This is a genomic window from Streptomyces sp. NPDC093225 (assembly GCF_044753805.1).
GTDB lineage: Bacteria > Actinomycetota > Actinomycetes > Streptomycetales > Streptomycetaceae > Streptomyces.
Window position 1 is genome coordinate 54,490 of record NZ_JBIVNX010000035.1, and the last position, 26,496, is coordinate 80,985.

Genomic DNA, 26,496 nt, shown 5'->3' on the forward strand with positions numbered 1-26,496 from the left:
GGCCGCGGGCAGGGCCGCGGGGGCCGCTCAGGGGTGGGCGGGGGCGGGGAGCGGGACGCCGGGTCCGGACGGGCCCGCCAGCGGGACGGGTACCACGGCCACGGTGACGTTGTCGTGCCCGCCGCCGTCCAGCGCGTGTCCGACCAGCACCTGCGCGCTGTGCAGCGGCCGTGCGGCGGCGTCGGCCGGCAGCACCCGGGCCATCTCGTCGGCGGACTCGGCGTAGTTCCACAGGCCGTCCGTGCACACCACGACCACGCCGGGCCGGTCGGGCCGGAAGGCGGCGGTGTGCGGTTCCACCTCGTACGCGTCCGCGCCGAGCCAGCCGGTGATGGCGTGCGCGCGCACGTCGGCGTACGCCTCGGCCTCGTCCATCAGGCCCGCGGCGACCATCTGGGCGGCCCAGGAGTCGTCCTCGGTGAGCCGGGCGGGCGGGGTCGAGCGGTCGTCCGGCACCCAGTACGCGCGCGAGTCGCCGACCCAGCCGATCACGAGGACGCCGCGGATGACGACGGCGCCGACGAGGGTGCAGGCCGGGGCGTTCTGGTGGCCGGGGGTGGCGGACAGGGACGCGACGGCGTTCGCCGCCGTGAGGATGGCCTCGTGCATGGCCTGCTGGGGGTGCGCGCCGCGGGGGAGGGCGGCGAGCAGCGACTCGTTCGCGGTGTGCGCGGCGGCCGCGGAGGCGTCGTCGGGACGGCTCGCGGAGGACACGCCGTCGCACACGACGGCCACCGTCGCGGTGGACCCGTCCGGCAGGGCGGTGGCGGCCACGGCGAAGGAGTCCTCGTTGCGGTGGTGGCGCAGGCCGCGGTCGCTGACCGCGGCCACGGTCTCCAGGGCCTCCTCCATGTGGTCCCGCTCGCGGGGCTGGGCGTGGCCGCAGTTCTCGCAGTAGCCGTCGGTGTCGACGCGGCCGCCGCGGCAGGCGACGCACACGGTGCCGTTGGCGGTGCTGGTGCTGGTGCTGGTGCTGGTGCCGGTGCCGGGACCGGGACCGGAGCCCGCACCGGTGCCGTCGGCGGGGTGGCCGGGGCCCGGCTCGGTCCCGCCGAAGGGGTGCGGGCCGGCGGGGTGCCCGTCGCCGGCGACCGGGTACGGGCCCTCCGGCTCCGCCATGCCGCCGTGCTCGGCGCGGGGCGCGTACGGGCCGTCCGGCGCGCCGCCGGGCTCCGCGGGGCCGTACCCGGGGGCCGGGTACGGCCCGGCCGGCGAGCCGGCGGTCTGGGCGGGCAGCGCGTGGTCGGGGCCGTCGAAGCGCACGCCGGGCGGGGCCGCGGCGGGGGGCGGCGGGACGTGGGGCGCGGTGGCCGCCGTGTCGTACGGGCCCGTCGCCGACGGCGGAGCGGGCGGGACGGGCGGGACCGGCGGGGCGGCGGGCCGGGGCACGCCGAAGGGGTCCGGCGGGGCGAGCGGGGCGGCGGGGCGGCCCGCCGCGCCGGCGTCCGGGCGGGACGGACCCGCCCGGGGCGCCGGGGGCGCCGGCGGCGCGTAACTGGCCGCGCCCGCCGGAAACCCGCCGCCCGACGGGACCGGCGCGGCGCCGGCCGGTGCCGGGCCGGCCGGGTGGGCCCCCGCGGAGCGCAGGGGAATCGTCGGGCGGTCGGGGCCGCCCACCAGCGAGTACCCGCAGCGGCCGCAGAAGCGGTCGCCCTCCTCAAGGGGTTCGGCGCAGCTGGGGCACCCCGACAGCCATGGCATCCGCGACATACTCACACCCACGTCCGGGGACGGAAGCGGTTGGCCCGCTCCACCAGTTCGATCCTCTCCTCACCCCGCTGCGCCAGCCGAGCAAGGACCCGGAACGACCGCTCGAGGCCGAACCGCAGCCCCCGCTCGTCCAGTTGACTGCCCAACAGCGAGGTGCGCCCGGGGTTCGCCCCCGGGCTACCCGACAGTACCCAGTCCAGCGCGGACCCCAGTACCTCGGTCGTCAGGTGCTCACGGCGGACCGCGTCGAGGCCGAACCCCTCCAGCCCCGCCACCTGCCCGGCCGCGGCGGTCAGGTCGGCCAGCAGCGGCTCGTGGGCCGACCGCCCGCGCAGCCGCGCGCGGACCGCCGCGACCCGCGCCGCGGTGCAGTGGATGGACGACTCCGGTACGGACTCCAGCGTGCGCACCGCGCCCGCCCGGTCCCCGCTCGCCAACTGCACCCGGGCCAGCCCGAACGCGGCGCTCACGAACCCGGGGTCGGTGCACCACACCAGCCCGTAGTACTCGGCGGCGTTGTCCAACTGCCCCAGCACCTCGGCGCACAGACCGAGCGCCAGCTTCGGCGCCGGCTCGCCCGGGAAGGCGTCGTAGACCGCGTCGAACGACAGCGCGGCAGCCGCGTCGTCGCCGGTGGCCAGCGCGGTCACCCCGCGCGCCCAGACCACCCGCCAGTCGTCGGGGTGCTCGTCCTCCAGCCGGTCCAGCAGCCGCTCGGCCGGGCCGGGTTCGCCCAGCTCCAGGCGGGCCCGCACCTCGCGCAGCCGCAGTTCGACGGAGTCGGCGGGGGCAGCGCCCAGGGCGCCGACGAGTTCGGCGGGCGCGGAGGCGATCAGACCTGCCAGGAAGCCCGCGTTGGGGTCGGCCGGGTCCACGAGCGGGACCGGCAGCGCGAGGGCGTGCCGGGCCGCGTCGGCGGGCGCCAGACCGAGGGCCGGGCCCGGGGCCGCCGGCGGGGTGCCGGCCGCGGGCGCGGCGGCCGCCCGTGCGGGGCTCGCGGGCCCGTGGGGGCCGTGCGCGTCGTCTCCGACCGCGGGCGGCGCCGGCCGGGGGTCGGCGCCCTGGCGCGGTACGCGGCCCTCGCCGGACCACGCTCCGGATGCGCCCGGGGACCCGGCGGACCCCCGTGCGCCGGGCGCCGCGGCCGCGTGCGTGGCGACCGACCCCAGCGTCGAGACCGTCCCCGCCGGCTGGGCCCGGTGGGCCCCCCGGGCCCGGGTCGGCGTCGCCGGCGACGCCGACCCGGGGCGGCCGGCGCCCGTACGGTGCGCGTCGGGGGGCGTGGCGGAACCCGGTCCCGGTCCCCGTCCCTGTCCCGATGCCGAGGCCGTGGTGGAACCCGATCCGGCACCCGGTCGGGAGGGCGGGCGAGAGCCCGCCGCCGAGGTGGTGCCGGGGCCCGTCCCGTGGGCCGGGGCGGCCGGGCCGCGGCGGAGCCGGGCGCGCAGCCGCTCCAGGACGCCGCCGGGCGCGACCGGCTCACGGGCGCCCAACAGCGAGACCTCCGCGGCCCGTTCCGCGAACAGCTCCGTGTCCGGCACCCGCAGCTCCGGGCCGAACAGCGTCGACAGCTGCGGCCGCGGACTGCCGGTCTGCAGCGCCACCACCTCGCGCAGCACGCCCGTCAGCTGGTCGGCCATCTCCTGCGCGGAGGCGAACCGGCGGGCCGGGTCCGGGTCGGTGGCCCGCACCAGCAGCCGGTAGAAGGACTCGTAGGTCCGGAAGACCTCGATGTGCTCGGGGTCCGGCAGCGAGTCCACGAAGACGTTCGTGTACCCCTGGAAGTCGAAGGTCAGGACGGCGAGCGTGCGGGCCACCGTGTAGAGGTCCGAGGCCACCGAGGGGCCCGCCTCCGCCACCTCCGGCGCCTGGTAGCCGATCGTCCCGTAGATCGCGGACTCGTCGTCGTCCATCCGCCGGACCGCGCCCATGTCGATGAGCTTGAGCTGGTCCTCCTGCTGGATGGCGTTGTCGACCTTGAAGTCGCAGTACAGGAGGTTGCGGCTGTGCAGGTGGCCGAGCGCCTCCAGGGCCTCGATCCCGTACGCGCAGGCCTGCTCGACCGGCAGCGGGTCGCGCCGGCCGTCCGGCCGCCGGCGGGCGTTGGCGATCTCCTTCAGCGACTTGCCGCCGACGTACTCCATGACGATGTAGCCGTCCAGCGAGCCGGTCCGCTGGTCGAGGTGCTCGACGAAGTTGTAGATCCGCACGATGTTGGAGTGCTCGATCTCCGCGAGGAACCGCCGTTCGGAGATCGCGGCGGCCATCGCGTCCTGGTCCCCGGTGTCCAGCAGGCCCTTGAGGACCACCCACCGGTCGGAGACCGCGCGGTCCACCGCGAGGTACACCCAGCCCAGGCCGCCGTGCGCGAGACAGCCGGCCACCTCGTACTGGCCGTGCACCACGTCGCCGGGGCCCAGCTTCGGGACGAACGAGTACGGGTGCCCGCACTTGGTGCAGAAGCCCTCGGTGCGGCCGGGGTGGCCCCCCCGGGCCCGTCCCACCGGCGCCCCGCAGTCCCAGCGCGAGCAGAAACGCTTCCGCTCGGGAACCTCCGGGTTCTCCAGCACCGCCGTGGCAGGATCCGGACGCGGCACCTCCGGTACGGTCACCAGCCCCGCCCCGAGCCGGCCGCGCGTCGACGGCCCCGAGGCGGAGCCCGAACTGCGCACCGACACCGACCGGGTGGAACCCGTACCGGAAGCGGCCAGCGAACGCGAGAGCCGGCCCGAGACCGAGCGCCGCGAGCTCGCGGACCGCGAGGAGGACCGGGCCGAGGGCGAGGAGGCCGAACGGCCGGAACCGCCGGAACCGCCTGATCCGGCGGAGGGGTTGGAGCCGTGAGAGCCGTGCGAACCGTGAGACCCCTGGGAGCCACGGCCGTCGCCCCGACCCGCGCGGGTCATGCCGGTGGGCAGGGACGAGACCTCCTCGGCACCCGCCGCGGCCGCCTCGACCGACGCCCCCGACGCCCCCGGTGTTCCCGTCGCGAAGGGCCCGGAGGCCGCCGCGTGGCCGTGTCCGGCCCCCGGCAGGGGAGCTGCCGGTGCCGCCGCCGGTGCCGGCGCGAGGCCGCACGTGTCGCAGTACAGGCTGCCGCCGCCCATGTCCTCGTACGCCCCCGGGCAGCCCGGTCGCCGGCACGCGCCGCCCGCCACCGCGGCCGTCCCGGCACGCCAGGGCTCCGCCGCGGCCCCGTACCCGCCCGGGCCGCCGGCGGCGCCGTAGCCGCCGGTGCCCGCGGCGGCCGCGTACCCGTCGGTGCCCGCGGCGGGCGCGTATCCGCCCGGACCGCCGACGGCGCCGTAGCCGCCGGGACCCGCGGCCGAGGCCGCCCCGTACTCGCTCATTCGCCGTCCCTCGGCTCGTACTGCCGCGGCACCAGCACCTCGGCCGCCGCCCGCTGGTAGCGCAGCACGGCCTCCTCGGCCGCCCGCAGGTCGCAGGGCGCGCTCCACAGCATCCGCCGGGCCTGGTCGTACCGCTCCACCAGCACCGGGTCCTCCGCCAGCCCGTGCCGGGCCACCTTCGCCTTGTACGCGTCCAGCCGCCCGCGCAGCTCCGCGCGCACCGCCAGCGGGGCCGTGACCGCGGTCAACGACTCGCGGGCCCGTTCCAGTTCGTCCTCCGCCCGCTGCTCCAGCGACTCCAGCAGCGGCGACAGCCGGTGCCACTGCGCGTGCCGCCGGTACTCCGCCGCGGCCGCCAGCTGCTCCTGCAGCGCGGTAGGCGGCCCGCTCACCGCCGGCACCTCGGACGCCGCGATCTTCGCGAGCACCTCACCGCGTGCCGTCCGCGCCTCCGCGAGCGTGCGGTCCGCCCGCGAGAGCAGGTCGCGCAGGCCGACCAGGCGCCGCTCGGCGTCCTGGCGCACCAGCAGCACGGCCTCGATCTCCCGGCGTACGTCCTCCAGCGCGCGGGCGGCACGGTCGTACCGCTCGGTGTCGGGACGGCCGCCACCGGGCGCCGAACTGCCGGTGGCCGGCCGCCAGAAGCCCAGCGGGTCGGCGATCACCTCGGCGCGCAGGGCGGTCAGCTCGGCGGTGATGCCCTCCAGGTCGTCGCCGGAGGGGTGCTCGCCGGGGCGCACCCCGACCGAGTGGGCGAGGGAGCGGGTCCGGTGGAGCTCGGCGGCCAGCAGGTCGATGCGGGCGGGCAGCGCCGACCACACGGCGTCCGCCGCGACGACGGTGTCGAGGGAGGCGGCGTAGAGCTCGTTCATCCGCGCCACCAGTTCGGCGAGGCCGAAGCGTTCGGCCAGCCCGGCCCCGGCGGCACCCGCGCCGGGGACCGTCACGCTGCGGCCGCGCAGCCGCTCGGTCAGCTCGACCAGCTCCTGGGGCGAGGGCCAGCGGCGTCGGGACCGCACCTCCCGGGCCTGGCGCAGCGCGGCGGTGTAGGCGTCGAAGTACGTCCACAGGAGGGTGATCGCGGCGTCCGCCGTGGCCCACCGCTCCTTGGTGAGGCCGGCCAGTTCGGCGCCCTCCAGCAGGCGGCGGCCGGCGTGGTCCTGGAGGGCCAGCAGCGAGGTCTCCACCGCCTCGTGCTCCGCGGCCAGTCGGGCCAGCGCGCGGTCGACCTCGTCCCGGTCCATGGGGCGGGGCGGGAGGCCGCCGCCGGGGTGCCCGGAGCCGAGCCCACTGCCGGAGCCGGAGCCGGGCCAGGTTCCCGTGCCGCCCATTGCCGCCCTTTCTGCCGTTCCAGTGCCGATTGCCGGTGTTCGTCCGGTTGTTGCCGTCTGCTCGGTGCTGTCTGCCGTCCTTCGTCCGCTGTCCTTCGTCCGCTGTCCGTCGTCCGCTGTCCTTCGTCCGCCCCCGGGCGTCCGTCGTCGCGTGCTCTCAGCCGTGCCCCGCGGGCCCCGCGCGCATGCGCCGCTCGGCCCCGGTACTTCTAGTCCCGGTACTTCGGCACCGGGGGCGCGTCGATGCCGGGCAGGTCCGCTTCCAGCCAGTTACGGTAGGCCGTCATCCACGGGCTGCCGTCCCCGCCCCGGCGATAGTCCTCCAGAACCTTGTTGACCCGGCGCACCAAATCGCTCGCACCCTTGTTCATGGCCACGCCGTAGAACTCCTTCGCCAGCGGTCGGCCCACCAGCCGTACCGACGGGTCCTGCGCCGCCAGGCCCGCGGCCAGCGCGTTGTCGGTGACCATGCCGTCCACCTCGCCCAGCTGGAGCCGCACCAGGCAGTCGAGCTGGTTGGGCACGGTCAGGGAGATGTCCGCCCCGAACGACTGCGCCTTCAGCGCCGCCTCGGCCGTGGAGCCGCTCGCCGAGCAGATCCGGTGCCCCTTGAGGGAGGAGTCGTAGCCCGTGATGTCGGTGGCCGTGCGGGGCACCAGCACCTGCGGCCCGGTCTCGAAGTACGCCGTCGAGAACGCCACGTCCGCCAACCGCTTGCAGTTGATCGTCATGGTGCGCACGACCACGTCCACCCGGCCCTCCTGCAGCGCGGGGATGCGCTGGTTGGTGGGTATGGCGCGGTAGATGACGGCGTCCGGATCGCCCAGGATGTCCTTCGCGATCGCCCGGACCAGGTCGATGTCGAAGCCCTCCAGGCGTCCCGTGACGGGGTTGCGGTACCCCCAGCGGTAGCTGTTCTGGTCGATGCCGGCGACGAGCTTCCCGGCGGCCTTGATGCGGGCGATCGCCGGTCCGTCGGCGGTGGCGGGCCGCAGGCTCGCCTCGGGGTTCCTGCAGGTTTCCGCTCCCGCCGCGTCGGCCGCGCCGACCGCCGCGGGAACGCCCGGCCCGGCGGCGGCCGTGCCCGCGGCTCCCGCCGTCGCGTCCGGGTGACCGGAGTGCCGGGACAGCGGTACGAGGACCAGGGCGGCCGTCAGCGCGCACGCGGCGGCCATCGCGGCCACCCCGCCCCAGCCGCGGGCCCGCCCGGTCGGTGCCTCGGTGTTCGCCTCGGTGCGTGCCACCGCCCGCACTCCGCTTCGTATCCGGTTCACGCGTGTCCTCACCTGTACTCCGAGAGTCGGCGTCCCACGCCGATGAGGGCGGCCGCCGCGCCCAGCCCCGCGAGCACCGACGCGCCCGCGGCGAGCCCGGCGAGTGCGCCGAGGGCGTCCCGGGCGGACCGGGCGAACTGCCGCTGCTCGTGCGCCAGGGCCTGCTCCAGCGACGCGTCCACCTGGTCGAACGCCGCGCCCGTGCTGTCGCGCCCGTCGATGACCTGGACCAGCGCCCCCTCGTAGTCGCCCTTCTCGTCGGTGGCCCGGGCGGCCGAGTGCCGAGCCTGCCATGCCCGTACGCCCGCCTGCGCGCGGGCGACCGGGTCCCCGCCCGCCGCGTCGTCGGCGCGCCGGGCGGCCTCGGCGAGGCCCCGGTCGAGGGCCGCGATGTTCGCCTTGAAGTCCGTGTCGTACTTGTCCGACTTCTTGTCCGTGGCCAGGACGGCCCCCCGGGCGACCAGCGTCAGGTTCTCGTTCGCCCGCGCCTGCAGCGAGCTGATCCGGGCGTCGTTGAGCACCTTCAGCGACTCCTGGCCGTGCACGCGCGAGTCCGCGAGGTCGCTGTGCGCCACGAGGTGGCCCACGGTCAGCCACAGCAGGACCACCGTCGAGGCGGCCGTGGCGGCGAGCAGGCCGTGGTTGAAGACGCGGTGGGTGCGCCGGTACGTGCGCCGCTGCGCCCACCCCAGCGCGCCGAGCGCGGCCAGGCCGGCGGCCAGGGCGGTCAGCGGGTGCGAGCCCGCGGCGCCGTAGTCCTCGTACAGGTGGCCGGTCTCGACCTCGTACAGCCGCTGGGCGGCGGGCAGCAGGCGGGTGCTCATGCGCTCGTTGGCGTAGCGGAGGTAGGCGCCGCCGAGGGGGAGGCCCTGCCGGTTGTTGGCGCGGGCCTGCTCGATCAGGCCGGTGTAGCGGGGCAGCTCCTCGCCGAGCACGCCGATCTGGCGGGCGGACTCGGCGGAGCGGCCGGCGTTCGCGGCGGCCTTCACCAGCAGCCGGGAGGCGTTGGCGATGTCCTTCTCGTACCGGGCGCGGACCTCGCGGGTCTCCTTGCTGCCGGCCAGGAACCCGCTGGAGGAGGCGGTGTCGGCGTCCGCGAGGGAGCGGTAGATGCTGGCGGCGTCGGCGCTCAGCGGCTGGCTGCGGCCCACCACGTCCTCGGCGGCCGCCGCCCGGTCGGCCACCTGCCAGGCCGTGACCGCTCCGAAGAACACGATGAGCGCGGCCAGCAGCGCCCCGATGATCCGCAGCCGTCCCGGCTCGGTCACGGCGGCGGCGCGCAGCCGGGCCGCGCCCTCGGCGAAAGCACTGCCGCGGCCGGGCGGCGGCGCGGCCGCGCTCCCGCCGCGGGGCGCGAGCGTGCTCGTTGCGTGTGTCACCTGACCTCCCCCTCCGGGGGAAGTATGGCCGCAGTGGCCGACAAGCACAGCACAGTGGCCGGATCTTGTACGGTCCGCCGAGCCCTTCCCTGGTGGATGACGCCCTCCTGGATGACGCCTTTCGGGCGGGGGCGGTTCCGGATGGTGGCTGGGCCGGCTGGACTGGTCGGCTGGCTGGGCTCCGTGGGCGGATCGGGGTCGGGGCTTGCTCCCGCTTCGTGGGGCCGTCCCGTGGTGTGCGGGTCCCCTCGCCTCTTGACCCGTCATGGCCTGCAGGCCCTGCGGCAGGCCCACCCCTGGGGCAAGGGGGCTCCGCCCCTGGCCTGCGGCCACCCCAGGCCCGGGCCTGCCTCCGGACCAGCCTGCCACGACGCCTCAAGAGGCTCCCCCACACACCACGGGACGGCCAGGCGGGAGCTGCGGGACGGCGACCTGGATCGCAGCGACCCGGCTCCAGGTCACCCGGGTCGTGGTGAGTTCGCCCTGGCGGCCCGGATTGTAGGTGAGGGCGTTCTGGTGACTTGGCCGGAGCGTGCGACGGCCGCTCGTCTCCTTGGCGGTGGCTGGTGGGTCCCGTGGTGTGTGGGGGAGGCGCTTGACGGGGGTGGCAGGCTGGACCGGAGGCAGGCCCGGGCCAGGGGTGGCCGCAGGCCCGGCCGAAGGCCCGAAGCCCTCGGGGTGGGCCTGCCGCAGGGCCTGCAGGCCGCCCCCGTCAAGCGCCGAGGGGACCCACACACCACGGGACCCACCCCCGAAGCGAGCCGATGGCTGCGGCTAGGTTGCGCAGCCCGCAGCCCGGCCCTTCAGGCGTAGTGGGCGCGGAGGGTCGTGTGTGCCTCGGGCGGGGCCGCTACGGCGTCCAGGCCCAGGAGGGCCGCGCCGAGGACGGGTGGGGCCGTGACGAGGGTGAGGCGGGCGCGGGGGGCGCGGGCGGCCAGTCGCTCGGCGATGCGGTCGTGCAGCTGGGGGTGGCGGGCCGCCAGGACGCTGCCGCCCAGTACCACCGGTACCTCTTCGGACAGCAGCCCCAGGCGGTCCAGGGCCACGGCGGCCATCGCGACCACCTCGTCGGCCTGGCGGTGAACCAGGGCCCGTGCCACCGGATCGCCGTCGGCGGCGACCGCGAAGAGCACCGGCGTGAGCTCGTGCCGGCGCGTGCGCGGGATGCCGTCCAGGTGCAGGGCCTCGATCAGGGCCGGCATCGACGGCAGTCCGAAGTGCTCCGGCAGTGCCCGGGCCAGCGCGGTCGGTTCGCCGCGGCCGTCCTCGGCACGGGCGGCGAACCAGAGCGCCTCGTCCGCGAGTCCGCCCCCGCCGCCCCAGTCGCCGGAGATCTGCCCGAGCGCGGGGAAGCGGGCGGTGCGGCCGTCGGGGGTCATGCCGACGCAGTTGATGCCCGCCCCGCACACGACGGCCACCCCGCGCGGTTCGGCCCCCGCGGGCAGCCCGGCGCGCAGGACGGCGAAGGTGTCGTTGCGGACCTCGACCGACCGTCCCCACGCGCGGTCCCCGAGCTCGGCGGCGAAGGCCGCCTCCTCCACCGGCAGGTCGGCGTTGGCGAGGCAGGCCGACACGTGGGCGGCGGTCGCGGCGAGGGACGTGCCGGCCGCCGCGGCCCGGGTGCGGGCCGCGGCGAGCGTGGCCGCGATCGCGTCGAAGGCGGCCGCCAAGCCGGTGACCTGCGGCTGGAAGCCGGGCCCGCGTCCGGTGGCGAGGACCGTGCCGGCGGTGTCGACGAGGGCGATGTCGGTCTTGCTGTTGCCCGCGTCGACGGCGAGGACGAGGGGGAGGGCGCCGGGGGCGGTCCCGTCCTCGACGACGCCGTCCGCCCGGTCGGTCGTCACGCCCATGCCAGGTGCTCCTTGTTGTGGGCGAGCAGGCGGTCGGTCAGGGCCTCGGCCCGCTCGAACTGCCCGATCAGCGGGTGGGCGAGGAGGGCCTTGAAGACGCGTTCCCGGCCGCCGCGCAGCGCCGCGTCCAGGGCGAGGTCCTCGTACGCCGTCACGTTCGCGATCAGGCCGGCGTACAGCGGGTCGAGCCGTGGCACCGGCAGCGGCCGGGTCCCCGTGGCGTCCACCCGTGCCTGCACCTCGATGACGGCGTCGTCGGGGAGGAAGGGCAGCGTGCCGTTGTTGAGGGTGTTGACCACCTGGTAGGGGCTGGGGGTCCCCGCGCCGTCGCCCAGCAGCGCGGCCGCCAGGTCCACGGCCGCCTCCGAGTAGAAGGCCCCGCCCCGCTTGGCGAGCAGCGCCGGCTTCTCGTCCAGCGCCGGGTCCCCGTACAGCGCCAGCAGCTCCTGCTCCATGGCGGCCACCTCGGCGGCCCGGGACGGCTTGGACCGTAGCTCCCGTACGACCTCGTCGTGCTGGTAGTAGTACCGCAGGTAGTACGACGGTACGACGCCCAGCCCGTCCAGCACGGCCCGTGGCAGCCGCAGGTCCGCGGCCACCGCCTCGCCGTGCCCGGCCAGCAGCCCGGGCAGCAGGTCCTCGCCGCCGGGGCCGCCGCGGCGCACCCCCAGCTCCCAGGTGAGGTGGTTGAGCCCGACGTGGTCCAGGTGCAGTTCGGCGGGGGCCAGGCCCAGCAGGGCGGCGAACTTGCGCTGCAGTCCGATCGCCACGTTGCACAGTCCGACCGCCTTGTGGCCGGCCGTCAGCAGGGCCCGGGTGACGATGCCGACCGGGTTGGTGAAGTCGATGATCCATGCGTCGGGGGCGGCCCGGCGCACCCGTTCGGCGATGTCCAGCACCACCGGCACCGTGCGCAGGGCCTTGGCCAGGCCGCCGGCGCCGGTGGTCTCCTGGCCGACGCAGCCGCACTCCAGGGGCCAGGTCTCGTCCTTCTCGCGGGCCGCCTGCCCGCCCACCCGCAGCTGGAGCAGCACGGCGTCCGCCCCCGCCACGGCCGCGTCGAGGTCGGCGGTGGCGGTGATCCGGCCCGGGTGCCCCTGCCGGGCGAAGATCCGCCGGGCGAGCCCGGCGACGAGGCCGAGCCGTTCCCCGGCCGGGTCGACCAGGACGAGTTCGGTGATCGGGAGAGTGTCGCGGAGCCGCGCGAACCCGTCGATCAGCTCGGGGGTGTAGGTGGAGCCGCCCCCCACCACGGTCAGCTTCATGTGACGGCCTCCTCAGCCCTTCACTCCGGTCAGCGTGACACCCTCGACGAACGCCTTCTGGGCGAAGAAGAAGAGGAGGATCACGGGGGCCATGACCAGCACGGTCGCGGCCATGGTCAGGTTCCAGTCGGTGTGGTGCGCGCCCTTGAACGACTCCAGCCCGTAGCTGAGGGTCCACGCCGCGGGGTTCTCGGAGGCGTAGATCTGTGGCCCGAAGTAGTCGTTCCAGCAGGTGAAGAACTGGAACAGGGCCACCGCCGCGATGCCGGGCCTCGCCATCGGGAGCACCACCCGCAGCAGCGTGCGCAGTTCGCCGCAGCCGTCGACCCGGGCCGCGTCGAGGTACTCGTCGGGGATGGTCAGCAGGAACTGCCGCAGCAGGAAGATCGAGAAGGCGTCCCCGAAGGCGAGCGGCACGATCAGCGGCCACAGCGTGCCCGACAGGCCCAGCTGCCGCGCCCAGAACAGGTACATCGGGATGATCAGCACCTGCGGCGGCAGCATCATGGTCGAGATCACCAGCAGCAGCGACAGGTTGCGGCCGCGGAAGCGGAACTTGGCGAGGGCGTACGCCACCGGCACGGACGAGACCACGGTCAGCAGCGTGCCCAGGCCCGCGTACAGCAGGGTGTTGCGCCACCACGTCAGGAAGCCGGGTACGGCCCACACCTTCGCGTAGTTGCCCCACTCCCAGGTGTGCGGCCACAGGTCCCGGGTCAGGGCCTGCCGGTCGCTCATCACCGAGGTCAGGAAGAGGAACACGAAGGGCAGGACGAAGAACAGCGCGGCCGCGACGCCGAGCGCGTGCACGGCGACCCAGTGCAGCAGCGCCTTGCGGCGCGCGACCCGGGCGGGGCCCGGTGCGTCCTCCGGTCCCTTCGCGGTCGCCGCGTTCCCCGGGGTGGGGCTCAGTACGGTCGCCATCGCCTCAGTCACCCGCCCCCACCAGTCCGCCGCTGCGCCGCATCAGCAGCGCGGTGAACGCCATCGCCAGGACGAAGAGCACGAGCGCGACCACGCACGCCGAGCCGTAGTCGAAGCGCTGGAAGCCCAGGTTGTAGACCAGCTGGGGCAGCGTCAGGGTGGAGCGCTCGGGGTAGCCGGGCTCGAACTGCTGGCCCGAGCCGCCGATCACGCCGGCCGCGACCTTCCCCGCCACCAGCGGCTGGGTGTAGCACTGCATGGTCTGGATGACTCCGGTGACGACGGCGAACATCACGATGGGCGAGATGTTCGGCAGGGTGATGTGCCGGAAGCGCTGCCAGGGCCCGGCCCCGTCCAGCTCGGCCGCCTCGTACTGCTCCTTCGGTACGTCGAGCAGCGCGGCCATGAAGATCACCATCAGGTCGCCGATGCCCCACAGCACCAGCAGGGTCAGCGCGGGCTTGGACCAGTCCGGGTCCGTGAACCAGCCGGGCGCCGGCAGTCCGACCGCTTCCAGCAGCGAGTTCGCCGGGCCGGTGCCGGGGTTGAGCAGGAAGACGAAGGCGAGCGTGGCCGCCACCGGCGGGGCGAGGTAGGGCAGGTAGAAGAGGGTGCGGAAGAGTCCCGTACCGGTCTTGAGCTTCGTGACGAGCAGGCCGACGCCCAGCCCGAACACCACGCGGCAGGTCACCATGACCAGGACCAGCCACAGGGTGTTGCGCAGCGCCGGCCAGAACAGCGGGTAGTCGGTGAAGACGTACGACCAGTTCGCCGCCCCGCCGAAGACCGGCGGCCGGATGCCGTCGTAGTCCATGAAGGAGAAGTAGACGGTCGACAGGAGCGGGTAGGCGAAGAACACGCCGAAGCCCACCAGCCAGGGGGACAGGAACGCCGCCGTGCGCAGGGCCGCCCGCCGCCGCTTGGCCCGCAGCGCGGGGGCGGCGTTCAGGGCGGGGCCCGAAGCGGCGTCGGAGGCGGTGTCCGGTGCGGTGTCCGGCGCGGTGTCCGGTGCGGCGTCCACGGGGGAGTGCGCGGCCATCAGGGGCTACTTCGCCTTCGCGATGTCGGTGTCGATCTGGGCGGCCGTCGCGGCCAGGCCCGCGGCCAGGTCCGGCACCGCGCCCTTCTCGACCCGGTAGGCGAACTCCTGGAAGGTCAGCTGGTACGTGCCGCCGTCGGCCTGGGCCGGGGTGGTGTTGGACTTCGGGTGCCGGGCGATGTCCAGGAACGTGCGGAAGCCGGGGTCGACCTTGAGCTTCGGGGAGGTCAGGGCGGGCAGCGTGGAGGGCACGTTGTGGATGGCGTTGGCGAAGGACACCACCGCGTCCGTGTCGGTGGTCAGGTACTTCACCAGCTCCCAGGCCGCGTTCTGCTTGGCGCTGGTGGCGGCGATGCCGACGATCGTGCCGGACAGGTAGCCCTTGCCGTAGTCGCCGATCCGGTCGTCGGGGACGGGCAGCGGCGCGGTGCGGACGTCGAACTTCGCCCCCGCCTCCCGCGCCATCGCGCCCCGCCACTCGCCGTCGATCTGCATGGCGACCTTGCCGAGGTGGAAGGGGTGCTCGGCGCCCCACTCGTCACCGAAGCCGGCCCGGTACTTCTCCAGCTTCCGGTAGCCGCCGAGCGCCTCGACCAGGCCCTTCTGGTAGGTGAGCATCTTCGCGAAGGCCGGGTCCTTCGCGAGGTTCGACGTCCCGTCGGCGCCGAAGTAGGTGGGGCCCCACTGGGCGGCCAGCCGCATCGGCGTGGTCTCGTAGCCGTGGAAGACGGGCATGACGCCGACCCGCTCGTACGTGTCGCCCTTCGGCTTGGTGAGCCTCTTGGCGACCTCGGTGAACTGGCTCCAGGTCTTCGGGGGGCCGGTGATGCCGGCGGCCTTGAAGGCGTCGTTGTCGTAGTACAGCCCGTACGCGTCGTTGAGCAGCGGCAGGGTGCACTGGTCGCCCTTGAACTGCGTGTAGTCCAGCAGGGGCTTGGGGAAGAGCGCCGCCTTGTCGATCCCGGACTTCGCGAGGAAGGGGTTCAGGTCCACGAAGGCGCCCGAGGAGCAGAACTTCCCGACGCTGTCGGTGGTGAAGGAGGAGATCACGTCGGGTGCCTTGTCGCCGCCCGCCCGCAGCGACTGGTTGATCTTGTCGTCGGTCATGTTGCCGGTGGCCCGGACGTGGATGTTGGGGTGCGCCTTCTCGAAGCGGGCGATGTTCTCCTGGATCGCCTTCACCTCGCCGGGAGCGCTCCAGCCGTGCCAGAAGGTGAGGGTGACGTCCTTGGTGGGATCGTCCTGGGCCCGGCTCGGGCCCTGGCCGGTGCACGCGGAGGCGAGCAGGCATATCGCGGCGGCTACGGCGGCGGCGGAGGCCGCCTTGTATGTGCGGGGCATGACAAGACTCCCTGGGGCGGGGGATCGGGGGCGTTCGCGGTGCGGTCGTGCGGGTGCGCTTCCTTCTTCGGACGGGTCGGCGGACTCAGCGCGAGGTGTCGAAGACCTCGTCCCGGGTGGCGGCCAGCGCGCTCTCCAGCGCGCCGCGCAGTACCGGCTCCTCCTGGACCTCGCCGATGACCAGCCGCGGCCGCGCCGCGGCCAGCTCCGCGAGCTCGGCCTCGACCAGCTCGAGGAGCGCCTCGCCGCCCGCCGTGACGGCGGCGCCGGACAGCACGACGACCTCGGGGTCCAGCACGGCGACGATCGAGGCCAGGCCGGTGGCCAGCGCGGTCGCGTACGCCTCCAGCAGCCGCCGGTACGGGCCCTCCTGCGCCCCCGCGGCCCGCTCGAGCAGCGCCACGGCCGGTCCGAGGTGCGGGTCGAGTCCGGCCCCGGTCGCGGCCGGCGGCGGGTCCGTGACGCCGAGCCCGCGCGCCAGCTCCGGCAGCCGCTGTACGCCGGCCAGCTCCTGGTACCCGCCGGAGCCGACCCGGGTCACGTGCCGCACCAGCGGCGTCCCGGGCACGGGAAGGAAGCCGACCTCGCCCGCGCCGCCGGTCCAGCCGCGGTGCAGCCGGCCGCCGAGGACGAGGGCGGCGCCGATGCCCTCCTGGTTCCAGAGCAGGACGAAGTCGTCGTGGCCGCGGGCGGCGCCCAGGCGCTGTTCGGCGACGGCGGCGAGGTTGACGTCGTTCTCGTACTCGACCGGCATCGGCAGCACCGCCGCCAGCTCGTCGAGCAGCGTGCCCGAGTGCCAGCCGGGCAGGTGGCTGGCGTACCGCAGCTGCCCGGTGCGCGGGTCGAAGGCGCCGGGGGTGCCGATGACCACGCGGTGCACGTCCGAGCGGACCAGGCCGGCCGCCTTGACCGCGCCGTCGAGGGCGGCCACCACCCGCTCCACCGCCCCCGGCGCGCCCGCGCTCCGGCGGGTCGGCGAGGGCAGCTCGAAGCGGCCGACGGTGCGGCCGGCGAGGTCGGCCACCGCCGCCAGGATCCGCTCGGGGGTCACGTCGAGACCGGCCACGTGGGCCGCGCCGGCGTTGAGGGCGTACAACTGGGCGCTCGGGCCGGGGCGGCCGGCGTCGGTGCCGGTGGCGACCACCAGCCCGGCGGCCTCCAGGCGGGCCAGGAGCTGGGAGGCGGTCGGCTTGGACAGCCCGGTCAGGCGGCCGATCCGGGTGCGGGACAGCGGGCCGTGCTCCAGCAGCAGGTCCAGCGCGGCCCGGTCGTTCATGGCGCGCAGGACCCGGGGGGTGCCGGGGGTGCCCGGGGTCGTACCGGCCATGGGGGGCTCCTCGGTGCCGGGGCCGGCCGGGGCGGCGGCCCTTGTTGACTGTTAGGAAAGTTTCCTATCGGCTTGCGGAGCAACCTACGACGCTGCTCAGGGGCGCGTCAACGGTCGGCGGGGCGGAAACGCGACGGCGCCCCCGGACGGCCGAAGGGGGCCGCGCCGGGGGCGCCGTACCGACGTGCGGGTCCTACTTGGTGAACTTCACCCCGGGGGTCGCGACCGGGGCCGGCGCGGGCGCCGGTATCGGGGCGGTCGCCAGCGACTGCGGCGAGGTCGGGTTGGCCAGCGCCGACGGTGCGGCCACGTTCGCCGTCGGGTCGGGCGCCGGGGCCTCGTCCTCCTCGGCCGCCGGCAGCACGCCGCCGACGATGCGGATGCCCGCCTCGTCGAAGGCCTGCTTGATCCGCCAGCGCAGCTCCCGCTCGACCCCGAACTGCTGGCCCGGCATCGTCTTCGCCGTCACCTTCACGGTCATCGAGGCGAGCAGCACCTCGTCCAGGCCCAGGACCTCGATCGGGCCCCACAGGCGCTCGTCCCAGGGGGACTCCTTGGCCATCGCGTCGGCCACCTCGGTGATCACCCGGCGGACCTTCGGCAGGTTCTCGGTGGCCTTGACCTGCACGTCCACGCCCGCGGTGGCCCAGCCCTGGCTCAGGTTGCCGATCCGCTTGACCTCGCCGTTGCGCACGTACCAGATCTCGCCGTTGTCACCGCGCAGCTTGGTGACGCGCAGTCCGACCTCGATCACCTCGCCGGAGGCCACCCCGGCGTCGATCTTGTCGCCCACGCCGTACTGGTCCTCGAGGATCATGAACACGCCGGAGAGGAAGTCCGTGACGAGGTTGCGGGCACCGAAACCGATGGCCACACCCGCCACGCCGGCGCTGGCCAGCAGGGGGCCGAGGTTGATCTGCAGGGCACCCAGGACCATCAGGCCGGCGGTGCCCAGGACCAGGAACGAGGCCACCGAGCGCAGCACCGAGCCGATCGCCTCGGAGCGCTGGCGGCGCCGCTCGGCGTTGACCAGGAGGCCGCCCAGCGCGGTGCCCTCGACGGCCTCGGCGCTGCGGTTCATGCGGTGGATGAACTTGGTGATCGTCTTGCGGATCACGGAGCGGATGACCCCCGCGATCACCACGATCAGCAGGATCTTGAGCCCCGTGTTGAGCCAGTTGGCCCAGTTCTCCTCCACGTACCCGGCCGCGCTGGTGGCGGTCTCGTGGGCCTCTTGCAGCGTGGTCGGGGCTTCGGGGGCCGTCAGGGCCAGCAGAGGGGCGGGCCAGGACACGACAGGAACCTCCAGGTGTAGCGGGCTGCCCGAAAAGTGGTCGGCGGGCAGCACAACCACACTAACGGGGCATCGGCCCGGTTCTGTTGCCGTGTTCGAGGGAGAGACGGGCATCACCTGGGGATGAATCCGGTGTGGTTGAAAACACCCCCGACCCGTTACGGGCGCGTGGTGGCGCTTCCACCAGCAGTAAGGAGAGACTGAGAGCAGATCGTCCCGGCGCGAGCCACGCGCCGCCGGCGTACAAGGAGGCAGTCCGTGCCGCACGTCCTGGTCCTCAACGCGTCGTACGAGCCCCTCGGCGTCGTACCGCTCCGCCGCGCGCTCGTCCTCGTCCTGGAGAACAAGGCCGTCTCCCTGGAAGAATCCGGCGCCTTCATGCACAGCGCGACCAGAGCGGTCCCCGCCCCCAGCGTGGTCCGGCTCAAAAGGTTCGTGCGGGTCCCCTACCGGGGGCCCGTTCCTCTCACCCGCCGTGCCCTCTTCGCCCGCGACGGCGGCCGCTGCATGTACTGCGGCGGCGTGGCCACCAGCGTCGACCACGTGATCCCGCGCAGCCGCGGGGGCCAGCACGTCTGGGACAACGTGGTGGCCGCCTGCCGGCGGTGCAACCACCTCAAGGCCGACCGCCACCTCGTGGACCTCGGCTGGCGCCTGCGCCACCAGCCGGAACCGCCGTCGGGGCTGGCCTGGCGCATCATCGGCACCGGTCACCGCGACCCGCGCTGGCTCCCGTACCTCCAGCCCTACGGCGCCGAGGACGCCCTGGCACGCACCGCGGCCTCCTGACGGCCGGAGGTCCCCCGCACGCCCGGGACCCCGGGTCCGACCGCCCCATCGGGACGATCGGACCCGGGGTCCTCGTCACAGCGGCCGGGGCTCAGCGGCTCAGGGCGGTCTCCTTCAGCATGTGCGTGAGCTTCGCGGGGTTGCGGACGGCGTAGAAGCCGGTGATGAGGCCGTCGGCGACGCGGAGCGCCAGGACGGTGTCGACCTCGCCGTCGGCCTTGACGACGAGGGCCGGGTGTCCGTTGACCTGGGCCGGGGCCAGGGACCAGCCGGAGGCGGCGATGTTGCCGATGCCGGCGGCCACCAGGCGGCCCACCTTGGCGGCGCCCACGATCGGCTTGAGCACGGCCTGCCGGACCCCGCCGCCGTCACCGAGGAAGACCACGTCGGGGGCGAGGACGTCGAGCAGCCCCTGCAGGTCGCCGGTGTCGGCGGCGCGCAGGAACGCGTCGAGCGCGCTCTGGGCCTGGGTCCGCGAGACCGTCCCGCGCGGCCGCCGCGCGGCGACGTGGTTGCGGGCGCGGTGCGCGATCTGGCGCACCGCGGCCGGGCTCTTCTCCACGGCCTCGGCGATCTCGTCGTACCCGAGGTCGAACACCTCGCGCAGGACGAACACCGCGCGCTCGGTCGGGGTGAGGGTCTCCAGCACCAGCAGCATCGCCATCGAGACGCTGTCGGCCAGCTCGACGTCCTCGGCGACGTCCGGGGCGGTCAGCAGCGGCTCGGGCAGCCACTCGCCGACGTAGGACTCCTTACGGCGGCCGAGCGTCCGCAGCCGGGTCAGGGCCTGCCGCGTGGTGATCCGTACCAGGTACGCACGGTGGTCCCGGACGGTGCCCAGGTCGACCCCCGCCCAGCGCAGCCAGGTCTCCTGCAGGACGTCCTCCGCGTCCGCGGCCGAGCCGAGCATCTCGTAGGCGACCGTGAACAGCAGGTTGCGGTGGGCGACGAACGCCTCGGTGGCGGCGTCGGTGCGGCCGTCGCCGCCGGCCGTACCGGTCACGTCCTGGGTGCGCTCGCCGTCCATCGGGTGCTCCTGCCTCTGCCGTGCCGACGACCCGCTGTCGACGACCCCCTACGCACGAGACGCCGGTCCCCGCCCTCCTGTGACATCCCACCGCCGTGGCGCACGTCACACCGCGGTGCCCGTCACGCGGAACCGGCGGCCGGCATCTGGTGGGCGTCAGTGCAGACCACGAGTGAGGACGAGACATGAACGTCGACGTGCAGAAGGACGCCCGGCTCAATCTGTTCGAGAACGAGGTCGCCACCCGGTTCGCCAAGCGGTTCGCCAACACCGGCATGGTGGTCCACCAGTCGTCGCTGCCCAGGACCACCCAGGAGCTGGTGTCGCTGCGGGCCAGCCAGATCAACGGCTGCGGCTGGTGCATCGACCTGCACACCAAGGAGGCCGCGGCCGCGGGCGAGGAGGCGGTCCGGCTCCACCTGGTCGCCGGCTGGCGCGAGGCCACCGTGTTCACCGAGGCCGAGCGCGCCGCGCTCGCGCTCGCCGAGGAGGGCACCCGGCTCGCCGACACCCACCAGGGCGTGTCCGACGGGACCTGGGCCGCGGTGCGCGAGCACTACGACGAGGACCAGGCCGCCGCCCTGGTCTGCCTGGTCGCCCTGATCAACGCGGCCAACCGGCTCGCGGTGATCGTCCACCAGAAGGGCGGCTCGTACGAGCCCGGCATGTTCGCGGCCGCGCTCGCGGACTGAGGAACACGCGACCCCGCTTCAGGGGCCTGCGGCCTGGGCCCGTCCAGAGGGGCGGGCCCAGGGAAGCCCGTTACCGGTGACCGGGCTCCCCACTTCACGAGAGTGCCGTCCCGTGGTGTGTGGGGGAGCCTCTTGAGGCGGCATGGCAGGCTGGTCCGGAGGCAGGCCCGGGCCTGGGGTGGCCGCAGGCCAGGGCCGAAGGCCCCGAAGCCCCAGGGGTGGGCCTGCCGCAGGGCCTGCAGGCCATGACGGGTCAAGAGGCGAGGGGACCCACACACCACGGGACGGCGCAACGAAGCCACCCCACCCCGACGCCTTCGCTCCGGTGCCCCAGGTCTCGCGGCCCCCGCCCTGCAGGCGCCGTCAGCGGTGCGGCGTACCCGAAGGCGACGTCCCCCCAGAAGCCCCCGGCTTTCCCGTCCCCCCAGGCGTGACCGGCGGCCGCCAGGCGTTGGCCTCGCGGGCTGCGCGCGCCAGGAAGGGCCCGAGGACGCCCTTGCCGACCACCGTGGCCGCGTCGGCGTCCAGCTTCCGCCGGGCCTGCCCGAACGCCGTCCGGGCGCCCGCGGACGTGGCCGCGTCGCCGTGCGCCTGCGCCCGCAGCATGTCGACCGCCAGCTCGCCGGCCGCCCCGTACCCGGCCACCCGGTCGAGCCACGGCCCGGCCTCCTCGCCCAGGGTCCCGTCCGCCGGCCCGCGCAGCCGCTCCCGTACCTCGCGCATCACCGTGAACGCCGCCCGCAGCCGGTCGGCCGCCAGGTCCTGGGCCTTCAGCCCGGCGGGCGTGGCCGCGTCCGCCCGCTCGCGGGCGGCCCAGAAGTCGTCCAGCAGCGGCTGCAGGTACGCCGACTCCTGCGCGCCCAGCACCGAGGACGCCGTGTTGCCGGCGAGCGCCAGCAGCCCCTCGCGGGCGCGCGCGTCGCCACCCGCCAGCTCGTCCAGGGCCGCGTCCCACGAGGCCCAGGCCTGGTAAGCGCGCGGGTTCCAGGCGAAGTCGGCCGCCGTGAACAGCGGGATCCGCGAGACGGCCGCCTGCTGCATCGCGTTCGTGAGCAGCGCCGCCGACCCGCCCGCCATCGCCGGCTCGCGCCCGATGTACGGGCCCGAGAAGAGCCGGCCCGGCGCGTAGTCGTTCACCGGGTAGTTGTCCATGGTCACCAGCGGGTGCCCGAAGACCTCGCGGGCCCCGGCCAGCTCCAGCCCGGTGATGGTGCGCGGCACCACGCTCACCCCGGTCCAGGCCACCTCCACCCGCGGGTCCAGGGCGCTCGCCAGCGCCGTCCGGTACGGGGTCGCACCGTCCTGGTAGAACTCCGTCGGCATCAGCGACAGCGGGGCCGCGCCCGGGTGCCGCAGCGCCAGGTGGGACGCGACCGCGCCGGCCAGGTCGGCGTGCGCCCGGGCGGCCGCCTCGGGCCCGCGGCCGTACCGGTCCGGGTCCGACCCGCACTGCCACTCCGTGTAGCTGACGTCCTGGAACTGCAGCTGGAAGGCGCGGACCCCGAGGTCCCACATCCGGTCCAGCTTCGTCAGCAGCGCCTGCCGGTCCGCGGCGGAGGACAGGCACATGGTCTGGCCGGGCGCCACCGCCCAGGCGAGGGTGACGTGGTTGGCGGCGGCCCGGGCGGCCAGCGCCCGGAAGTCCTCCTCCTGGTCCGCCGGGTACGCATCGCGCCAGAGGGCGCCCCGGTACGGGTCGTCGCCGGGGGCGTAGAGGTATCGGTTCTGCTTGGTGCGGCCCATGAAGTCGAGGTGGGCGAGGCGCTGTTCGCGGGTCCACGGCTCGCCGTAGAAGCCCTCGGTCGTGCCGCGCACCGCCGTCGCGGGCCAGTCGCGCACCACGACCCCCGGCAGCGCCGGGGCCCCGGCGGCCAGCTGACGCAGCGTCTGTGCCGCGTGGAACAGGCCGTCCGTTCCCGCGCCGACCAGCGCCACCGTGTCCCGGCCGCCCTCCTTGCCGATGGCGAGCCGGTAGCCGCCGGTCGGCAGGTCGCGGGCCGAGGCGGCGCCCAGCGCGTGCAGCGCCCGCTCCGCGTCGGGGCCCTGGGCGCGGACGACGGTGCCGCCGGCGGGCAGCGGCGCGTCCGGCTCGACCTCGTGCAGGGTGCGCACGCCGGCCGTGCGCAGGACCGTACGGACCAGGTCGAGCGCGTACGGGTCGGCCGCGGCCGGTCGTACGAACACGGCCTCGGCGCCCAGGCGTATGCCGGCGCCCGCGGGGGCCGCGGACTGCGGGCGGGGCCAGACCGCGGGCAGGGCGCCCGCCCTGCGCTGCTCGGGCACGCGGCCGGCGGCCTTGGCGGCGCCCGGCGCGACCGCCGCGGGCGGGGTCACCGGGGCCGTCGGCTGGCCCGGGACCGGAGGGTGCGTCTGCTCCTGTGCCTGCGGGGTCGGCTGACCCTGCGTCGGACCGTCGGCCTGCCCGACCGGGGCACCCACCAGGGCCGCCGATCCCGCGCGCACGGCGCCGGGTATGGCCAGCAGCCCGCCCATGACGGCGATGGCCACGGCCGTGGCGCCCTTCTTGCCCCTCAGCGGCACTGAGCGTCCTCCTCGTCTCGCGTCGTCCCCCCGCTCGTACGGATGAGCCCGAGCCCACCACCCGTGCGGCCGAGTGTCAACGCCCGTGGCCGTTGTGACCGTTATGCCCCAAGATCCTTTCGTGGCCCTTCGCCCGGACTGCAGGAATGCGTCGCGGTGGGGTGGGTAGGGCTGCGATGTTCCGATTCGGCACGGGATTCCGGTACGGGGTCCCACGTACGGCAGAACAGCAGAACAGCAGAACAGCAGAACAGCAGAACAGCAGAACGGCAGAACAGCGGAACAGCGGAACGGCAGAACAGCGGAACGGCAGGACGGCGGCGTCCCGGTGCGGGACGGCGGCGAGACGACGCGGCACGAAGGAGTGCGCCCCATGTCCGCAAGGACGCGAGTCACCCACGACCGGGCCATACCCGAGGGGACGGGCGGGACGACCCGCACCCCCGGGACCCCCCGGACCCCCCTCGCGCCCTGGCACCTCCCGCGGCAGGCACCGCCGCCGCCCCTGACGAGCGAACCGCCGCTCGCCGACGCCGCACCCCTCACCAGCGAGCCGCCGCTCACCGGTCCGGCCCCGCTGACCAGCGAGCCGACCGCCCCCGGCACGGCCGCCGACCAGGGGGCGGCGACCACCTAGGACGAACACCTGAAGGGAACCCGATGGGCCTTGCCCGGCTCGCCGCCGCTCACGGAGTCGCCACCTCGTACGAGCCCTCCCACGGCGTGACCGTGCCCGTGGCGGACGCCACGGTCGTCGCGGTCCTGGCCGCCCTGGGCGTGGACGCGTCCACACCGCAGGCCGTCGAGGCCGCCCTGGCGGCCGCCGACCGCGCGGCGGCCGCGCTGCTGCCGCCGACGGTGGTCCACTGGGTCCCCCTGCCCACCTTCCCGCGCACCGGCGACGCCCCCTCGCCGACACGGCCGGCCGCCTCCGACGCCCGGACCGCGCCGGCCACCCCCGCGGTCACCGCCCCAGCCACCGCTGCGGTCACCACCCCGGTCGACTCCGCCCACACCGCCCCGGCCGTACCACCCGCCCTCGCCGGACTCCCGCCGGGCACGCGGGTGGTGGTGGACCTGGAGGAGGGCGGCCGCCTGGAGTGGACGGCGGCGGAGCCGGGCGAGCCGGGAGCCGGCTCCGGAGCCGGCCGTCGGCTGCCGCTCGGGGTGCACCGGGTGCACGCGGCCGGACCGGACGGGCGGGCCGGTGAGGCCGTCCTGGTGGTGGCGCCGGAGCGGGCGCCCGAGCCGCCGCGGCGCGCGCACGGGCTCCTCGTGCAGCTGTACTCCCTCCTCTCGCACCGTTCCTGGGGCATGGGCGACCTCGCCGACCTGTCCGACCTCGCCGCCTGGGCGGGCCGTACGCACGGCGCCGGCTTCGTCCAGGTCAACCCGCTCCACTCGGCGGTCCCCGGCACCCCCACCGACCCGTCCCCGTACCGCCCCTCCTCGCGCCGGTTCCCGGATCCGGTGCACCTGCGGGTCGAGGACGTCCCCGAGCACGCGTACGCCGCCCCCGCCGACCGGGCCGCGCTCGACGCCCTCGCGGCCCGCGGCGCCGCGCTGCGCGAGGAGGTGCTCGTCAAGGGCGCGCTCATCGACCGGGACGCCGTCTGGGAGCTGAAGCGGGCGGCTCTGGAGGTGCTGTACGCCGTCCCGCGCGCCCCGGGCCGCCAAGCGGAATTCGAGGCGTTCCTGGCCGAACAGGGCGCGGACCTCACCGCGCACGCCCGCTGGTGCGCCCTCGCCGAGGGCCGGGCGGAGGACCCCGCCCGGGTCGACTTCCACCGGTGGCTCGCCTGGCTGACGGACGGCCAGCTCGCCGCCGCCCAGCGGGCCGCCCGCGAGGCCGGGATGCCGCTCGGGCTCGTGCACGACCTCGCCGTCGGCGTGCACCCCGAAGGGGCCGACGCCTGGGCCCGTCCCGAGGCGTTCGCCGTCGGGATGTCGGTGGGCGCCCCGCCGGACGCCTTCAACGCCCGGGGCCAGGACTGGGGCCTGCCCCCGTGGCGGCCCGACGCCCTGGCCGCCTCCGGCTACGCCCCGTACCGGGGCCTGCTGCGCGGCCTGTTCCGGCACGCGGGCGCGCTGCGCATCGACCACGTCATGGGCCTGTTCCGGCTCTGGTGGGTGCCGGCCGGCCGCCCGCCGACCGAGGGCACGTACGTCGCGTACGACGCCGAGGCGATGCTCGCCGTCCTCGTCCTGGAGGCCCACCGCGCGGGCGCCGTCGTCATCGGCGAGGACCTCGGCACGGTCCAGCCCGCGGTCCGCCGCACCCTGGCCCGGCACGGCGTCCTCGGCACGTCGGTGCTGTGGTTCGAGCGCGACTGGGCCGGCGACGGACTGCCGCTGCCGCCCGAGCGCTGGCGGTCCGACTGCCTGGCCACCGCCACCACCCACGACCTGCCGCCCAGCGCGGCCCGGCTCAGCGGCGAACACGTCGAACTGCGCCACCGGCTCGGGCTGCTCACCCGGTCGGCCGACCAGGAGCGGGCCGCGGACGCCGTCGAGACGGCGGAGTGGCTGGCCGCGCTGGAGCGGCTCGGCCTCGACACGAAGGGCGAGGAGGCGGCCGTACGGGCGCTGTACGCCTTCCTGCTGCGCACCCCCGCCCGCCTGGTCGGGGTCTGGCTGCCGGACGGCGTGGGGGACCGGCGCCCGCAGAACCTGCCCGGCACGTGGGACCAGTACCCCAACTGGCGCCTGCCGGTGGCCGGCCCCGACGGGCGCCCCCTGGCCCTGGAGGACCTGACCGCCTCGCCGCGCCTGAACGCCCTGCTGGAGGCGGTCCGCGCCGGCACCCGCTAGGAATCGCGCCCCCGGCCCGCGCGCGTCGCCGGGGGGAGCTTCAGGACCCCGGCCAGGAGCCCAGCCAGGAGCCCGGACCGGAGCCGTTCCGGCCGGGCTCCACCCCCATACGGCACCCCCGGACGCGCGGTCGGATTGTGTGTTGGATACGTTTGCACCGTGGACAAGAAGAACGCTCTGCGCGCCGGTGCCGTCGCGGCCGGATCGACGCTGATGATGCTGCTCATGACGTCTCCCGCGCTCGCGGTCGTTCGCGACGACGGTGACGACCCGGGCCCGGGGCTCAGCGTGGGCGAGACCGTGGGTCTCTTCGTCGTGACGCCCATCGCCCTGTTCGCGATCATCGCGGGCCTCGTGATGGTCCTCGACAAGTCGCGCAAGCAGGCCCCGCAGGGCTGAGCCCGCGGGAGGGACCCCAGGGTCCCCTGACGCGCCGGGGCGCCCCGGGGGGGGGGGGGGGGGGGGGGGGGGGGGGGGGGGCCCCCGGGGGGGGGGGGGGGGGGGGGGGGGGGGGGGGGAGCCGCGCCGCGGGCCGCGTACGGGGGTGGCGGG

At 75.5% G+C, this 26,496-nt stretch carries 19 protein-coding genes; 5 read left to right on the forward strand and 14 right to left on the reverse strand.

Annotated features, from left to right (window positions below; all coding sequences use genetic code 11):
• Positions 1-27 precede the first annotated feature (27 nt).
• From ACIQCH_RS27235 to ACIQCH_RS27290, 12 genes are all read right to left on the reverse strand, one after another.
• Positions 28-1,710 (reverse strand): protein phosphatase 2C domain-containing protein, encoded by a 1,683-nt coding sequence (locus tag ACIQCH_RS27235; protein WP_402585048.1) that lies wholly within the window; start codon positions 1,708-1,710, stop codon positions 28-30.
• Positions 1,711-1,712: 2 nt separating this feature from the next.
• The gene (locus ACIQCH_RS27240; RefSeq protein ID WP_402585079.1) at positions 1,713-4,817 is read right to left on the reverse strand and encodes a tetratricopeptide repeat protein; all 3,105 of its coding nucleotides are present in this window, start codon (positions 4,815-4,817) and stop codon (positions 1,713-1,715) included.
• 239 nt (positions 4,818-5,056) lie between these two features.
• Positions 5,057-6,304: a hypothetical protein gene (locus ACIQCH_RS27245; RefSeq protein WP_402585081.1), complete on the reverse strand. Its 1,248-nt coding sequence runs from the start codon at positions 6,302-6,304 to the stop codon at positions 5,057-5,059.
• A gap of 296 nt (positions 6,305-6,600) precedes the next feature.
• Positions 6,601-7,566 carry a glutamate ABC transporter substrate-binding protein gene (locus ACIQCH_RS27250; RefSeq protein WP_402585083.1) on the reverse strand — a complete coding sequence of 322 codons (966 nt, stop codon included), beginning with the start codon at positions 7,564-7,566 and terminating at the stop codon, positions 6,601-6,603.
• 107 nt (positions 7,567-7,673) lie between these two features.
• On the reverse strand, positions 7,674-9,044 hold the full coding sequence (locus ACIQCH_RS27255; protein ID WP_402585050.1) for a hypothetical protein: 1,371 nt from the start codon (positions 9,042-9,044) through the stop codon (positions 7,674-7,676).
• 803 nt (positions 9,045-9,847) lie between these two features.
• Positions 9,848-10,894, reverse strand: coding sequence for an N-acetylglucosamine kinase (locus ACIQCH_RS27260; protein ID WP_402585052.1), 1,047 nt, complete (start codon positions 10,892-10,894; stop codon positions 9,848-9,850).
• Positions 10,885-12,159: a 6-phospho-beta-glucosidase gene (locus ACIQCH_RS27265; protein ID WP_402585054.1), complete on the reverse strand. Its 1,275-nt coding sequence runs from the start codon at positions 12,157-12,159 to the stop codon at positions 10,885-10,887. The genes ACIQCH_RS27260 and ACIQCH_RS27265 overlap by 10 nt, the downstream gene beginning before the upstream one ends.
• A 12-nt stretch (positions 12,160-12,171) precedes the next feature.
• Positions 12,172-13,083: a carbohydrate ABC transporter permease gene (locus ACIQCH_RS27270; protein WP_402585055.1), complete on the reverse strand. Its 912-nt coding sequence runs from the start codon at positions 13,081-13,083 to the stop codon at positions 12,172-12,174.
• A gap of 4 nt (positions 13,084-13,087) precedes the next feature.
• A complete protein-coding gene (locus ACIQCH_RS27275; protein WP_402585056.1) occupies positions 13,088-14,122 on the reverse strand; it encodes a carbohydrate ABC transporter permease in 1,035 nt (344 codons plus the stop codon).
• A gap of 6 nt (positions 14,123-14,128) precedes the next feature.
• Positions 14,129-15,463: an ABC transporter substrate-binding protein gene (locus ACIQCH_RS27280; protein ID WP_402585058.1), complete on the reverse strand. Its 1,335-nt coding sequence runs from the start codon at positions 15,461-15,463 to the stop codon at positions 14,129-14,131.
• Between the two features lie 85 nt (positions 15,464-15,548).
• Positions 15,549-16,790, reverse strand: a complete 1,242-nt coding sequence (locus ACIQCH_RS27285) for an ROK family protein (protein WP_402585060.1) — start codon at positions 16,788-16,790, stop codon at positions 15,549-15,551.
• A 193-nt stretch (positions 16,791-16,983) separates the two neighbouring features.
• Positions 16,984-18,084, reverse strand: coding sequence for a mechanosensitive ion channel family protein (locus tag ACIQCH_RS27290; RefSeq protein ID WP_402585061.1), 1,101 nt, complete (start codon positions 18,082-18,084; stop codon positions 16,984-16,986).
• A 258-nt stretch (positions 18,085-18,342) separates the two neighbouring features.
• On the opposite strand from ACIQCH_RS27290, the gene ACIQCH_RS27295 reads away from it, so the two are divergent.
• Entirely contained in the window at positions 18,343-18,873 is a 531-nt protein-coding gene (locus ACIQCH_RS27295; protein WP_030201358.1) for an HNH endonuclease, read from the forward strand.
• Positions 18,874-18,964: 91 nt separating this feature from the next.
• Here the strand turns inward: ACIQCH_RS27295 and ACIQCH_RS27300 are convergent, their stop codons facing one another.
• Positions 18,965-19,900, reverse strand: coding sequence for an RNA polymerase sigma-70 factor (locus ACIQCH_RS27300; protein WP_402585063.1), 936 nt, complete (start codon positions 19,898-19,900; stop codon positions 18,965-18,967).
• A gap of 185 nt (positions 19,901-20,085) precedes the next feature.
• Here ACIQCH_RS27300 and ACIQCH_RS27305 point away from each other — a divergent pair, with 185 nt between their 5' ends.
• Complete coding sequence (locus ACIQCH_RS27305) at positions 20,086-20,592, forward strand: carboxymuconolactone decarboxylase family protein (RefSeq protein ID WP_402585065.1); 507 nt, start codon at positions 20,086-20,088, stop codon at positions 20,590-20,592.
• A 363-nt stretch (positions 20,593-20,955) separates the two neighbouring features.
• Here ACIQCH_RS27305 and ACIQCH_RS27310 read toward each other — a convergent pair whose 3' ends face one another.
• A complete protein-coding gene (locus tag ACIQCH_RS27310) occupies positions 20,956-23,133 on the reverse strand; it encodes a beta-N-acetylglucosaminidase domain-containing protein (protein ID WP_402585067.1) in 2,178 nt (725 codons plus the stop codon).
• Positions 23,134-23,506: 373 nt separating this feature from the next.
• Between ACIQCH_RS27310 and ACIQCH_RS27315 the strand changes: the two genes are divergently transcribed.
• From ACIQCH_RS27315 to ACIQCH_RS27325, 3 genes are all read left to right on the forward strand, one after another.
• Positions 23,507-23,770 carry a hypothetical protein gene (locus ACIQCH_RS27315; RefSeq protein WP_402585069.1) on the forward strand — a complete coding sequence of 88 codons (264 nt, stop codon included), beginning with the start codon at positions 23,507-23,509 and terminating at the stop codon, positions 23,768-23,770.
• 23 nt (positions 23,771-23,793) lie between these two features.
• Positions 23,794-25,944, forward strand: coding sequence for a 4-alpha-glucanotransferase (malQ, locus tag ACIQCH_RS27320; protein ID WP_402585071.1), 2,151 nt, complete (start codon positions 23,794-23,796; stop codon positions 25,942-25,944).
• A 159-nt stretch (positions 25,945-26,103) separates the two neighbouring features.
• Positions 26,104-26,343, forward strand: a complete 240-nt coding sequence (locus ACIQCH_RS27325; RefSeq protein WP_402585073.1) for a hypothetical protein — start codon at positions 26,104-26,106, stop codon at positions 26,341-26,343.
• Positions 26,344-26,496: the final 153 nt, after the last annotated feature.